Annotated in this window: 9 protein-coding genes and 3 pseudogenes; 4 read left to right on the forward strand and 8 right to left on the reverse strand. The window is 67.2% G+C overall.

Translation table 11 applies throughout. The features are described 5' to 3' along the window. Positions 1-71 precede the first annotated feature (71 nt). Positions 72-275, forward strand: a complete 204-nt coding sequence (locus EOT10_RS37670) for a DUF6207 family protein (protein WP_127832903.1) — start codon at positions 72-74, stop codon at positions 273-275. A gap of 189 nt (positions 276-464) precedes the next feature. Here the strand turns inward: EOT10_RS37670 and EOT10_RS41545 are convergent, their stop codons facing one another. Next, positions 465-629: a hypothetical protein gene (locus EOT10_RS41545; protein WP_189492615.1), complete on the reverse strand. Its 165-nt coding sequence runs from the start codon at positions 627-629 to the stop codon at positions 465-467. Between the two features lie 219 nt (positions 630-848). Between EOT10_RS41545 and EOT10_RS37675 the strand changes: the two are divergent. Then, positions 849-1,037: pseudogene (locus tag EOT10_RS37675) on the forward strand (helicase associated domain-containing protein); the annotation flags it as partial. Positions 1,038-1,362: 325 nt separating this feature from the next. Here EOT10_RS37675 and EOT10_RS37680 read toward each other — a convergent pair. The 3 genes and pseudogenes from EOT10_RS37680 to EOT10_RS37690 form a co-directional block, all read right to left on the reverse strand. Beyond that, positions 1,363-5,466, reverse strand: a complete 4,104-nt coding sequence (locus EOT10_RS37680) for an nSTAND1 domain-containing NTPase (protein WP_189492618.1) — start codon at positions 5,464-5,466, stop codon at positions 1,363-1,365. A 104-nt stretch (positions 5,467-5,570) separates the two neighbouring features. Beyond that, complete coding sequence (locus tag EOT10_RS37685; protein WP_127832905.1) at positions 5,571-5,939, reverse strand: CU044_2847 family protein; 369 nt, start codon at positions 5,937-5,939, stop codon at positions 5,571-5,573. Positions 5,940-6,106: 167 nt separating this feature from the next. Then, positions 6,107-6,542: pseudogene (locus EOT10_RS37690) on the reverse strand (transposase); the annotation flags it as partial. Positions 6,543-7,114: 572 nt separating this feature from the next. Here EOT10_RS37690 and EOT10_RS41550 point away from each other — a divergent pair. Next, the gene (locus EOT10_RS41550) at positions 7,115-7,282 is read left to right on the forward strand and encodes a hypothetical protein (RefSeq protein WP_189492621.1); all 168 of its coding nucleotides are present in this window, start codon (positions 7,115-7,117) and stop codon (positions 7,280-7,282) included. Between the two features lie 306 nt (positions 7,283-7,588). Here the strand turns inward: EOT10_RS41550 and EOT10_RS37695 are convergent, their stop codons facing one another. The 3 genes from EOT10_RS37695 to EOT10_RS37705 form a co-directional block, all read right to left on the reverse strand. Beyond that, on the reverse strand, positions 7,589-8,416 hold the full coding sequence (locus EOT10_RS37695; protein WP_189492623.1) for a pentapeptide repeat-containing protein: 828 nt from the start codon (positions 8,414-8,416) through the stop codon (positions 7,589-7,591). Between the two features lie 389 nt (positions 8,417-8,805). Then, positions 8,806-9,366 (reverse strand): hypothetical protein, encoded by a 561-nt coding sequence (locus EOT10_RS37700; RefSeq protein WP_127832907.1) that lies wholly within the window; start codon positions 9,364-9,366, stop codon positions 8,806-8,808. A 121-nt stretch (positions 9,367-9,487) separates the two neighbouring features. Then, positions 9,488-9,670 carry a hypothetical protein gene (locus EOT10_RS37705; protein WP_127832908.1) on the reverse strand — a complete coding sequence of 61 codons (183 nt, stop codon included), beginning with the start codon at positions 9,668-9,670 and terminating at the stop codon, positions 9,488-9,490. Positions 9,671-9,875: 205 nt separating this feature from the next. On the opposite strand from EOT10_RS37705, the gene EOT10_RS42955 reads away from it, so the two are divergent. Then, a complete protein-coding gene (locus EOT10_RS42955) occupies positions 9,876-11,795 on the forward strand; it encodes a DUF742 domain-containing protein (RefSeq protein WP_317617387.1) in 1,920 nt (639 codons plus the stop codon). A 333-nt stretch (positions 11,796-12,128) separates the two neighbouring features. Here EOT10_RS42955 and EOT10_RS37720 read toward each other — a convergent pair. After that, positions 12,129-12,344, reverse strand: a pseudogene (locus tag EOT10_RS37720) (integrase core domain-containing protein); the annotation flags it as partial. Positions 12,345-12,816 lie beyond the last annotated feature (472 nt).

Here is a 12,816-nt window from a genome sequence, read left to right on the forward strand (position 1 = left end):
CACCGCGCCCGATCGCGTGAAGCGCGCCCCCGGAACGAACCCCGCACCGGGCGTGCGTCGTCATGCTCACCATGAGCACCCTGCACCAGAACGTTCCCGGGCACGTCAGCGTCACCATCGCCGGGGCAGACGAGACAACAGTCCTCGCCTTCGCCCAGGCCCTGAGCGCCTGCCACAACGTGACCGGACCCACCGATCCCTTCCGTGTACCGGGAGAACCAGGCGTCCGCGTCCACGTCTACGGCCACACAGACGCTGTCGACTACGCCAGCTGATACCCGGCCCACGGGTCACCTCACGCGGGTGACCCGTGACCAGCCACCGTGCGTGCCAAGGCGCCGCCACGATCAGGACGCCGGGTGCCCGTCGCTCGCGCCCCACGCGTCGAGCAGCATGTCGCTTCCGCGATCGCGGCGGTCATCTGGGATGAGCAGCGAGGCGTGAGGGACCTCAGACGCCCGGCCCTACGCGCCGGGAGCCGGGACAGCATCGGCATCCGGCCGCTCTTCGGCGTCGACCTCGCCGTCGAAGCCGTCCCCGACCCCGGGCACGTCTCCCAGCGGCCGGCCGAGCGGCTGCGGACGCCGGTGTGCGGCGGCGCGCACGTCGTCGAGGCGCGCTGGCGTCACGGCTCCTCGCGCAGGACGCGGGCGGGTGGACGCGGCTGTGCCGGATGGTGTTCGCCGCGCACGCCGATCCGGTCGATGGGGTGCCCGTCGCACGGTGGCCGGTGCTGTGTGAGCACCTGGGCGCGGGCCTGGTCGCACTGCTCGGGCCGTCCTCTGAGCCGGTGTCGGCCCTGATGCGAGGCCGTGCGGACCTCGCGGAGCGGCTGATGACCCCGTGGCGAACGAGAGGGCACGGACCGACCCGTCGCGCGCGGCCACAGCGAAGAATTCATGGTCGACGGCGAGACAGAGCCGGTGATCGTCAAGCTCGGCGTATGGGTCTCCAACACCAAAACCCGGCGAGACAAGCTCACCGCCGAACAACTGGCAGCGCTACAGAAGCTTGGCGTCGAGTGGGCGGCAAGCTGACACAACGACAGGCCCCAGCAGCACGCCCCTCGTCCGCGATCCGCTGCTGATCCCGCCGCTTGGCGTCCGCTCGGGCTTCGGGTGTGACAGCTGGCCCCGGTGATCGCCGCTAGATTCCGGGAAATTTCGGCAAGGCGCAGCCTTCGTCGAACGAGGTGGGACCGGTCAGACCATGCGCAGAAACCACCCCTGACCCTCAAGGTCAGGGCGCCGCCCTCGGAGCGGCCTTAGGCCGACGACCCAGTCGTCGTGCCCCAGCCGTAGAGGAAGGCGGGGACCAGGCGCTGGCTGCGCCCACTGCCACGTCGGGGTGACGCTGCGGTCATCAGCAGGTCTTGCGGTAGGGGACGTCGGGGATGTGGGTCTTCCACTCCTTCTCGGTCAGGCCGCCCGACGTGGCGCACAGCTCATGGACGAGCTGGGTAGGCGAGACCGTGTAGGTACGGAACTCTCCACCCTCGTCCAGGGTGACGAGGGTGGAGTCGTCGCGGGTGAAGGTCGTCAGTGTGACGTCCTCGGCGGGGAAAGCGAGTGCAGGGCCGAGTTGCCTGCGTGTTCGCACGTCCCAGATCTTGACCTCGTGGTGCTCTGCGCTCTGGTTTGTGGTCGCCGGGGCGTCATAGACGGGGGCGATCAGGCGGCCGTTGGGAGAGTGGGACGTAGCGACGCCGTCCAGGGTGAGCTGGCCGACGTTCAGCGCCTCGCCCGTGGGGCCGAGGGTCCGCGGGTCGAGGAAGGTCAGGTTGCTCTGTTCGCTGTCCGGATCGCTGTAGGCCGTCGCTCCGTCCGGGCTGAAGCCGTCGACGTGAAAGCCCGGGGTGCCGGGCACGAGGACCTTGCCAGAGGGGACCGCCACCGTGCCCAGGAGCGGGCTGACGGTCACGGCTTTCCCGTCCGGCCGGAACGCCACCGTCGTGTTGAAGCTGACCAGGGCGGTCTTGAGGGAGAAGGTCACCTTCCGGATCAGTTTCATCGTCCTCAGGTCGTAGAACCTCAGCGCGTAGATGGAGCCTCTCGCCCCGAGGTACTTGACTATGTCGTAAGTGGCATACGTCTTATTGTCCGGTGAGAAGGCGACATGTGGCGAGGTCCCGCCTACAGAACCGGGCAGGGTACCGAGCCGGGTGCGCTTGAGCAGGTCCCAGATCTGGACCTTGTCCAGGCCGTCCTCAAACGCCGCCAGGCGGCCGTCCGGGCTGAGCAGAGTGTGATTTCCGTTCGTGGTGGCCAGCTCCATCCGCTTGGCCAGAGGTGCGGTAGACCAGATAGCCACCTTGTCGCCGTTGTTGAGCGCGATGGTCGACCCGTTCTGGCTGGCCACCGCCGTTGCTCCCGGGAAGGCGGTTCGTTTGCCTACCGGGGTGAGGCTGGAGACGTCTAGGGAACGGAACGTCCCATCGCCGCCGACACACCTCAGTTCAGAGTCGTCGGAGGAGAACCGGAACGTGCCGGACTCGCAGTCGCTGTCGACTGTGTTGTAGGTGAAGGCGGGTTCGTCGGGCAGCGTCGCGTTCCACAGGGTAAAGCCGACGGCGACGAGCGTTCCGTCGTGGCTGAAGTGGACGTCGTCGCCGTCCATGTAGGGTCGCGGCACTTTCTTGACGTTGTAGTAGCCCACGCGGTCGCGGTCCAGCGCGGCTGAGAACAGGCCGCGTTCGGTCAGCATGGCGGCGTACTTGCCGTCCGGGCTGAACGTCAACCGGCCGGGGAAGTCCAGAGGCTTAAGGGCGAATTTCGGCGCGTGGAGGTCCTTCCCGGTCCGCACGTCGACCCAGGTGAGGTCGGTGTCCGTGGTCCCTGACAACGACAGCAGGCGTTCGTTGGCGGAGAAGGAGGGATGAAGCGGGTTGTCGCCCTTGCGCTGGAACAGCAGCTTCCCGGTGTGAGTGTTCCAGACCGTGGCGAGGTCCGTGTCGTCGTGGCTTCCGCTGGCTACCAGGAAGGTGCCCTTCGGGCTGAGCGAAATGACCGAGGACCCGGTCGGGTAGGTGTGGCCGCGCGGATGGAGGCCGCGGGCCTCCAGAATGACGGTGTGTTCGTCGTCGGTGCTCACCGCCACCGTCGTGCCGTCGGCGGACAGGCGTGCGTTCCGCACTCTCGCGGAGGCCTGGTACGAGCCGAGTTGTCTGCCGGTGTCCACGTCCCAGGTGCCGACGTGTGTACCGCCCCCGGCGACGAGGATGCGGCCAGTGCTGTCAAGGTCGGAGGTCGTAACGCCGAAGTCGGGCAGTTTGACGGCCCGTTTCTCTGGCTGGTAGCGCACGGCGAGGAGCGCCGACCATGAATCGGGCGTGTTACCGAGGCGGGCAGCCGCGACGGCCAGCCGCCGGGCGAGCTGCGGATCGGTGCGGCCCAGCGACTGTGCCAGGCCTGCGACCTGCGCGGAGGTGGCCTGGTCGCGCTGGTGGGCGACGGTCTGCCGCTGTTCGAAGGCGACGACGGCGGTGCCGCTGACGACGAGCAGCAGAACGCCGAACAGGGCCATCACGGTGCGGCGGCGGCGCGTGAGGTGGCGGCGGTGGGCATGCCCCTGCCGGAGGTAGTCCTGCTGAGCATCCCCCAGTTCGCCGGTGCGTTCCGGAAGCCACCGCTGCGCGGCGTCCAGCGCGGTGGCGGTCGGAAGGAGATCCTTGGGCCGTCCGGCCTTGTCCCATCGGTCCAAGTCCAGTTGAAGGTTCTCGCGCCAGTCCAGGAAGACACGGTCTGCCTTGACCCGGTCACCGAGCCGGTCCCAACTGGAGATGAGAGCCTCATGGGCGAGTTCCACGGTTTCTACGTCGGTCGGATCGCTGCCCTCGTGCCCTGGTTCGTCGTGGGTACGGCCCCGGTTGGGGACCAAGAGCCGGGCGCCGGCCAAGCGCTGGGCGATCTGCCACTCCCGGTCGCTCAGCTCCGCGCGTGCCACGAGGCGACGGACGGGCGTGTCCGTCCCTATGGGCGTGCGCACGAGACGGGTCAGCAGTTTCTCCGCGTCTTCCTCGTCCTCGTCGCCGACGTACTGCTTCCAGATCCTGTTGGCATGCCTGCCCAGGGCACCGCTCACGCCGCCGAGTGCGTCGTAGGCATCGTGAGTAAGGCGTCCACCACGCTGGTGGTCCCACAGCTGGGCGAGGGTGAAGCTGAGCAGGGGCAGGATTCCCGGCGCATTGCCGGCGTCGCCCAGGATGCGGTTGACGAGCGCGTCCTCGTAGCCGATGGCCGGTACGCCCTCGACGGGCTTGGTGACGATGTCCCGCAGCTGCTCCTCTCGCATCGGTTCAAGGGCCTCGATCCGTTTCGTGGCGAGCAGGCCGAGGCGGGGATGGTCCAGGACGGGGTCGAGGAAGTCCGTGCGCAGGACAGCCAGCACGGAGACCGTCTGCGGTGAGGCTGAGTCAAGGGCGTCGGCCAGGGCGTCAATGTCGCCGGGGACGAAGGCTTCGTCGTCGAGGAGTTCTTCGAACTGGTCGATGACGATCAGCAGCCGCCTGGCGTGCTGCACGTGCAGGACACGTGCGGCGACCTCACGGATCCCGTGGCGGGCGATCTCGTCGGCCACCGCGGAGATCCGCGCGAACTTCTCCGCCTCGGCGCGGTCGGGCTCCAGCAGGTCCAGCAGCACGGCGGCCAGGCCCCTGAGGGCTGTGGTGTGGTGGGCGGGGCGCAGGATCGCCACGGTGTCCCCCGCGTCGCGGCGCAGTGGCGCCACTCCTGCCATCGCGAGCGAGGACTTGCCACAGCCGGACGGGCCCACCAGCGTGGTCCACCGCTGTTCCGCCACCACCTGTGCGATCCGGTCGTTGTCGGCGTCCCGGCCGAAGAACGCTGCAGCGTGCATCTCCTCGAACGGTTCGAGGCTGCGAAACGGCGAGGGAGGGCGCGCCACGTCCGCCAGCGGGGGCCAGGCCGCGACCAATTGACCGACGGGAATCATGAAGCCGGCTGCCGGCTCGCCCAGTTCGGCCTTGGCTATCATCCCGATCACAGCGCCGAGATTCTGGTCCCATACAGGGCTGCCGCTGAAGCCTCGGGAGACGCGATAGCCGTTTCCGGCGCGGTCAACCTGGATCTGGCCGTCGGCCTGGCGTCCGCGCAGGACACCCTCGTGCCATACGCCCTGCCCGCGGCCCTCAGGGAATCCGAAGATCTGGGCGGCGTTTCCACGCATCGCCTTCGGTTCGATGTCCACGAGCCGCGCTGGCCCGGTACCGGGCACGACGCTGTCCAGCCGCAGCACCGCAACATCCAAGCTACCTGCGGCCTGCGAGGGGCCCCACATCACGACACTTGCCGTGGCCGTCGCCGCCGGGCTGCCCGGCTCGGACAGCAGAGGCAGGTCCACGTGCAGGCGCGCGCTCTCTTGCGGCCCACTCCCCTGCGCCAGGCCGAGCGCCGCCGCAACGACATGCGCGCAGGTGATCGCGTGGCGGTCGTCGACCAGGAAACCCACGCCCAGCGGACCAGTCGCGACGTCCGAATCCGGCGTAGACGCGAAAATCCGCAGGATCGCTGTGTCCGGGAAGGACGTACCGCTGGCCTCTCCGGATGCCCTCATCAATCCCCGCTGGGCGGCTCGGGAACAGGGCCATCCGCTGCGGGCTTCTTCCAGGTGAGCGTGACCTTGAAGTTGGCCGCCGCCGCAGTGGTCGACACCACGACATCGGCCTGAGCGGTCAGCGAAAGCCCGAACTCCAGACCGATCTCGTCCGGCGAATGGTCCATACCAGAGAAGCCCTCGACGAAACTTGCGGCGACCGGCCTGATGCCGGTCAGCATGTCCCCGAGCGATCGCGCGGCACGCGCGGCCAACCTCCCCGAGCGCGACACGTCGGCCAGACCGTCAGCGACCTGTTCGATCTCGACCTGAACCGTCTGCTGCTTCCCGTCCTTGACGTCGACTGGCAGTTCCACCAACTGCTTCATTCGTCCCCCTGCGTCATCCCAAGCCACTGCCGCCAGCGCGGACTTCATCCCACCAGCGATTCTCCAGTCCGCAGTCCACAGACAAGCGGCAATCGCACACTGGCTACACAGGAGTGGCCAAAGTGGCTCGATTTCATCGGCTGGAGACTCGATTGAGAGTCTCACTTGGCCGGGGAAAGGCCGGCGGAGGAGCCGAGGAACTGCTCGAGCGCGGGCACGAAGTCGTCTCTGGACAGACCGTGCAGGTAGAACAGCGGCAACACCTCGCTGATCTTCGGCGACTTCCTTGCCCAGGGCGGCAGTTTGGCCGAGGAGAATCGCTTGTGATCGCCCGTCTCCTCGTCGATGCGCTTGTCGTCAACGCGTGGAGCCTTGACCTCGACCGCCCCGGCCGCAGTGGTCACGTTCCGGGGCTGGTGGTGTCCGTTGCGAACCACGAGCCCGCCGCCCGCGCTCGCCCTTCTCATCGGCCAACTCGGCTATATAGGCGTCAACTTCGGCCTCTAGCGCAGCGGCCAGCATCCGCCTGGCGCCCTCCCGGATGACCTCGTCGATCAGGGACCCGCCTCGCGCCGAGCCGTCCTCGGTGACTACCGTGAGCATGGGCGTACCTTCCCAGCCGACGGGCCAACGTCGGCCTACTCGATTCCAGTCAATCGATCACCCGGGAAGGTACGCCCTTCGCGTCCGGCCCGGCGCCGATCCACAGGTCTTGAGCATTGCTCGAGCCTGGCTGATGCGCCGACTCGGTGAGCGGCACTGGCGGGGCAGGCGGCTGCTGCCTGGTGCTGGTGATCATGCAGGCGCGGCACAGGTCGAGCCAGCGGCACCCGACTTCGGTGTCGATGGCCCGCGTAGCGCGCCGGGGTGCTGCAGGCCGCGCAATGGGGCTGGGTGTGCTGTGCGTCGCTGAGCGGGCCGTTGGGGGCCGGCGGGAGCGTGGCGGCGTTGATGGCGAGGGTCTGCAGGACGGCGACGACGATGGGGGCACGGGAGCGGGGCTTCCTTCCTGGTGGTCGGCGCGAGAATGACACGGCCCTTCGTCACTCATGCCAGCAACGAGCGCGCACCACCCATCAGCGTCAACGACCAGGCCACCGCACCTGCGTCACTGACGCCCAGACGACGACGTTCAACCAACACTCCCCCGCAGAACATCAGTTGTAATCAAGGCGTTGGACCAGCGCACTGCGCGTCTCGTGGAGAACGCCGTGTACGAGGAGCACCCGGAGGTGGCTGAGACGTACGCCTACTTCCCGTACGAGGAGCATCGGGCGGAGGTAGTGGTGCCGGAGAAGCCGGGCAGCAGCGCGGGCCGGGTCCGCTTTGGTCTTGTGAGGTAGCCGGGAGCTGGTGAAGGCGCCGTACGACAGCGAAGTGTGGCCTACCGAGCAGTGGCCGGACTCCGCCGGGCAGCCGCCCGGGGCCCGTTTGAACCCGCCCCTCGCAGTACGAGCAGGCGGGCCTACGATGCGAAACGCCTGTCCCTGGCGCTCGAACTGCCAGGGACAGGCGTTGCCGTCAATCCCAGGCGGAGCAGCGGTCGGTTCACCACCAGGAGATCAGGCTATGTGGTCTCCGAGGCGTGCTCATCTCGCCATCTCTCCGTCGAAGCGGGCCTGCCACCGCAGCATCCCGGCGAGAATCGATCAATGAGCGCGTTGCGGGGGACATCCGCCTCGGCAGTCGATCTCGCGCTGGCGTTTGATGACCCGCGGATCTACCGCCAGACGACGGGGCAGCTTGGTGAGGATATTCGGCATGGCATTCAGCACTACACCGCGCTGGAGGTCTATCGCGCCCCGCAGGTCGGTCGCCGCCAAGGAGGCGCCCTTCAGGTCGGTGCCCGCCACCTGCACACGCCGCATGTCCGCCTCCTCGAAACTGGCTAGCCGCGTGTCGGCGTAGTTGATCTCGGCGCCGGACAGGTCGGAGCCGCGGAAGTCGGCACCGATCAGACGTGCGCCGTCCAGGGACGCCCCGGCCAGCCGGGCATGTTCGAGCCGCGCGAAGGACAGGTCTGTGTGCGAGAGGTCGACCTCGCTACCGCCGTCGTATCTGGGGTCCCTCTTTGCGATCACATCCAGCGCGGCTGCCACGTCCGCCTTGGGGGCTTCGGATATCAACTGCACTTCGTCGTTGTGGACCGTTGCGAACGGGTCGGGTTCGTGCTCGCTTGCCGGGGCCTGCTTCCTAGGGAGCGCCGCATGGTTGCGGACGTAGGCGCACATCAGGTTGATGATGGTGGGCTGGTCTCGGGGGGAGTCCTGCATGATCCGCTGGAGCGCGTAGATGCCCGCGAGACGGACATCCACGGACGTGCTGCCCAGTTGGGCCCCGGCGGCGGTGTACCGGTCGGTGATGTGTGCCTCTTTGTTGATGCGCTGCTCGTCACCGACTTGCTGGATGGAGACCACCGCCAGGAGCGTGGCGGCCAGTGTGGAGAGACTCACCACCAGCTGGCCAATTCGTTCCACGCGTCCGAGCAGGTTCCCCTCCTGCCCCCGGGGACCGGCGGGGTCGCCGGGTCGGCCGCTGCCTGTCGTGCCCCGCGATCCGGGTCGGCGTGATCCCAGCGGAGCGCGCCGCCTTCGAGGCAAAGTCATACAGGTAACACGCTCCAGACTCAGCGGATGGTTTCCTCACCCTGCCCCATGTGAACCGCCCGCCATACAGGGTGACTTGTTTCGTCGTCAGCCAAAGAAGCCGGGTGCTTCCGTGACGACCAGAGCGCACGAAGGCGCCGGACGCTTCCACGCTGGGGGCTGCGGCGGAGGGCGGCTGCGAGTTGGCGGGACACCCTCGGCCTGCCAGGCCACTCGACCCGCTGCGGAGAAGGATTGACGGTGGTGAAGCTGGTCTGGAGTCAGTTGTCTGAGCCGGCTGCTGTCGGCCAGAACTCCGGTGGGCTTGTACGCGGGTCAATAGCGCGAACCCGGTTCTGCAACCGGATCCTCCTGCGTGGCCCGCGCAGCATCTCTTTCAACTCAGCCCGCATCGCGTCCTCCAGCACAGACAGCCCGTTGCCCAACCGCGCCGCGACGCCGCTCTCCTGCACCGACACGCGCCCGTCGCGGAGTTGGTCCTCAACAGCCGCGAAAGCGGCCTGCACCTCGTCGAGCGCCAGTCGTACCGGTTCCGAGGCGATCAAAGAAGCCTCCACTGACCACTTCAGCGCCGATCGGCGCAGACCTGCGAGATCGTCTGTGCCAGTACCCGCACCCGACAGCGCCTCGCGCCACTGCCGGAACACCACCAGCAGATCTCTGAACAGCGGCTTCTTGTCGGCAAGCCACCGCACCTGCTCCTGGTGGGTGCGTTCCTCTCGCTGCATCCGCGTCTGCGCGCGCTGGGCAAGCCACGCTCCCGCGAATCCTGCAAGAGCACCAACCGTCGTCCCGAGCAGTCCAGTTAACGCGGCGTCCACAATGCGCTTCCTATCACACCCCACTACCGAGGGGCTTCGGCGTAGTCGTGTGGCGTCCGGTTCATGACGTTCTGCCAGCGCGGCGGCCCCGAATTCTCGTGGAGCCCAGCGGATCAGCCGGTCACGGCTTGTCCGGCCCCGCCGGGCTCTTGTCTTCGGTCGTCTTGACGTGGTCGCAGGTATACCGGCGGGAGATCCAGCCGGTTACCGCCGCGGCGGCGATGCCCACCACGAGCTGGGCCGGTAGCTGGGTCAGCAGGCCCCGCCCGAGGGCAGCGAGGGCATCTTCCATAAGGTCAGGCATGTGGTCTCCAAGTCCAAAGCCAGTCGGGAAACCGGCTGCATGCCCCTCACGCTGAGCGGTGGCGTCCGGGTGCGTCCACGTTGTCCGCCGTGATGCAGGACAATGCCGAACAAGGTCCAGTTGTCCGCGAGTTGTCAGGAGGAGAGCCACGTTGGCGGAGGGACGGCGCACCCGCCCATGGGCAGATCCGAGGGGCGCGGATAGCTTGGCGAATGCTCGAGCTCAGTTATTGCGTGGATGGCTGGACGAAGCCGGGCTGAGCATCGACGCACTGCGAAGCCGGCTGCTGCCCGAACACTTCGAGGACCGTCGCGTCCCCAGCCGTACTACGGTCGCGGCGCGGCTGAGCGGAGTTGCGCTGGACGACGCGTTCGTCGAGGCCGTCGCCGACGCCTGCTCCGATGACGCCACAGAAATGGGGCGTCTGCTCGCACGCGACCGCGCGTTACGCGACACTGCCGTCGACGCGGCTACCCCGGCCGACACGATCGGAATCGTGGGAGACTCCTCTACCTCCCGCCCCGGCGACCTCATCGCCGTGCAGCAGAAGTACATCGCTACCCAGGAACGTCTCGTGCAGGCCGTGGAGCGAGCCGCTGCACTGGAACGAGAACGCTCCGGCACCCACCAGCTGGTCCTGGTCCTCCTCTCCTTGGTCGACAAACTGCACCGCGACATCGACGACCTCAGTACCGAGGCCATGGACACCTCCGCAGACCTGGCACCGACGAGGACGCTGCAGCAGATCCGAGCAGAGCTCTCCCGCAGCGAGCAGCAGCGACAGACAGCCGAGAAAGAACTGGAGCGGGCACGCTCCGAGCGCCGCAGGGCCGATCGCCTGGCCCGGGAGGCAGCCGAGCAAGTCCGCACCCTGCAGGCCGAAATCGACAAACTGCGGGGCAATGCGGCACCTGCAGAAGCCGAGTCTCATCTGGTGGCACCTGTCCCGATCCAGCAGGACAACAACACGTTTGAAGCGGCTGCGGCCGACATCGATACGGCGCTGGTCAAGGCGGCTAGGCACCTGGACGAGAAGGCGGAACAGCTCGACCATCTGGCCGGTGAGCTTCACCAGGACAACCCGCTGGACATCTCGCTCACCTCGAACGATACGCCGGACAACTCGCAGATGTCCGAACCGGATGCGGTCGACCTGACACCCGAACAAGTCGTCGACAAGGTCCAGGCTCTGCTGACCGAGGACGGAGCTGACGACACTGCGCAGGGCCTGCTTCATCTGGCGGGGCGGAGTCTGCCCGCGACGGAGGTGTTGCGAGGAGCCATCATGCTGCGCGACATCAACCTTCCCGATGCGGCAACTCAGCTGCTTGACGCTGCGATCGGCAGGACTCGGCCGGTTGAGATGCCAGCGCTGATCAGCGCGCTTCGAGCCAGAGGGCAGGATGCTGAGCTGTATCAGCTGCTGAATCAGTTGGCGCGGCAGTGGTCGGCATCGGGCCTCACCGAGGTTGTCACCTCGCTGCGTAAGGAGGCCCAGGACTCCGACGCCTACCAGGTGCTCAGCGCCGCGGGCAGGGATTGTCCGCCTTTGGAGGTGTTAGAGCTCCTGGAGCGAGTGGCAGTGTACGACGCCGACTGGGTGGTGGACGCGGCCTGCCGAGACCGCCCGCTGAATGAACTGCCTTCCCTTGAAGAAGCCCTCCGCAACGTCAGAAAGGCCGATGCGGGCAAAGTCGCCTCGGCGTACGAGCTACGAAAGAGGGCTGCGTCTCGTGAGCCTTCAATCGCTCCAGGCCCCCGCCCCACAAGTCTCTTGGTGGACAACTATGAGGAAAACGGCGAATACCCCCTGGTGCGGCCTTACTCGATAGCTGGCGGCAACCCGCGGCGCCCGCACCGTACGCTTCCCAACGAGGCAGTCGTGCGTACCACTGCCAGCCCTGACCAGATCCGCGGCCTCCTAACGGAACACCAGCGCATATGCAACTTGTGCCGAGACCCCTACGACGTCGACGTCACCACCATCGCTGACCGACTGAGCATCCCTCTCGGGGTCACCCGAATCCTCGTAGCTGACCTTGCAGAATCCGGCCTCGTACAGATCCATGTTCCGGCGGCTGACAGCCATGCGGACGATGATACGGATCAACGCGCCGGGCGCTGAGGAGTCACTCCCCAGCCTGCTCAGTGACGGATCCTTCGATACGGAGCAGTCGACACCTCGTTCCACGGACGCTCGCCTCCGAAGCCCGACATCTCGCAGAGGACGAACCCCTCGGCCTCGGCCAGACGCCGCCGGAACGCGGGCAAGCCGCTGTAGGACCAACTCACAGGTGAAGGGGATCCCGTCGCCGGGACGGATGGTGTACCCCGAGCCATCAAGATGGCTCCCAATCGACAGGCTCGGCCAGGCTGATGGGCACGCCACTGGCACGGGGGCTGGTCTTGGCAACGTAAACCGTTCCGACTTTCCTGCCGATGTTTTGTTGGCCGGTGATCAGTCGGCTTGTGGTTCTGTGTCAGCGTAGTGGGCTGCCTCGTACTCGGTGGGGCTGATCATGCCCAGACTCGAGTGCAGCCGGCGGCTGTTGTACCACTCGACCCATGCGGCGGTGGCGTACTCGACGTCGGAGACGGTTCTCCAGGGTCCGTCGTGGAAGACCCTGATGCGGATGCACTGGGACTTGTAGAGGCCGTTGATGGTCGCCAGCAGGTGTAGTAGGCGACCTCGGCCGGCGTCAGGACAGTGAGGTCACCGAAGACGTACAGCAGCGCGGCCGCGCGGTACCCCCGGCACGGAGGCCGGGGTCTACTCGGGAGAGTGGCCCAGCAAGGCCTTGAGTACGACACAGAAGGGCACGACACGTCACCGCCTGATTCCAGGCCTACCGGGCGGCGAATTCGCGTCAACTCTCACCGCCCGGGGTGAGACGCAGTGGGACACCAGCGGACCACAACGGACAACGATGACCGCCAACGCCCGTGACCGGCATTGGCCGACGGCCGTACCTGCGTTGTTTTGGCACGTCGCCCCTGCGCAACACTCCCCGGTATGACGAGCTTTCAACGAAGGAAGGACATCGGCGACGCCCACGAACAGCGCGTCGCGCGGGAGCTGGACATCCGCGGGTGGACCGTCGACGACTGGGGCCAGGGCGTACTGAGCCCCACCGTCAGTGCCGCAC

The sequence above is a fragment of the Streptomyces antnestii genome (assembly GCF_004005495.1).
In the GTDB taxonomy this organism is placed as follows: Bacteria; Actinomycetota; Actinomycetes; order Streptomycetales; family Streptomycetaceae; genus Streptomyces; species Streptomyces antnestii.

Excerpts from the sequence above, each read along its gene's own strand:
- EOT10_RS37670 (WP_127832903.1), top strand. The coding sequence starts at position 72 with ATGAGCACCCTGCACCAGAACGTTCCCGGGCACGTCAGCGTCACCATC.
- EOT10_RS37705 (WP_127832908.1), bottom strand. The coding sequence starts at position 9,670 with ATGCCTGACCTTATGGAAGATGCCCTCGCTGCCCTCGGGCGGGGCCTG.
- EOT10_RS37685 (WP_127832905.1), bottom strand. The coding sequence starts at position 5,939 with ATGAAGCAGTTGGTGGAACTGCCAGTCGACGTCAAGGACGGGAAGCAG.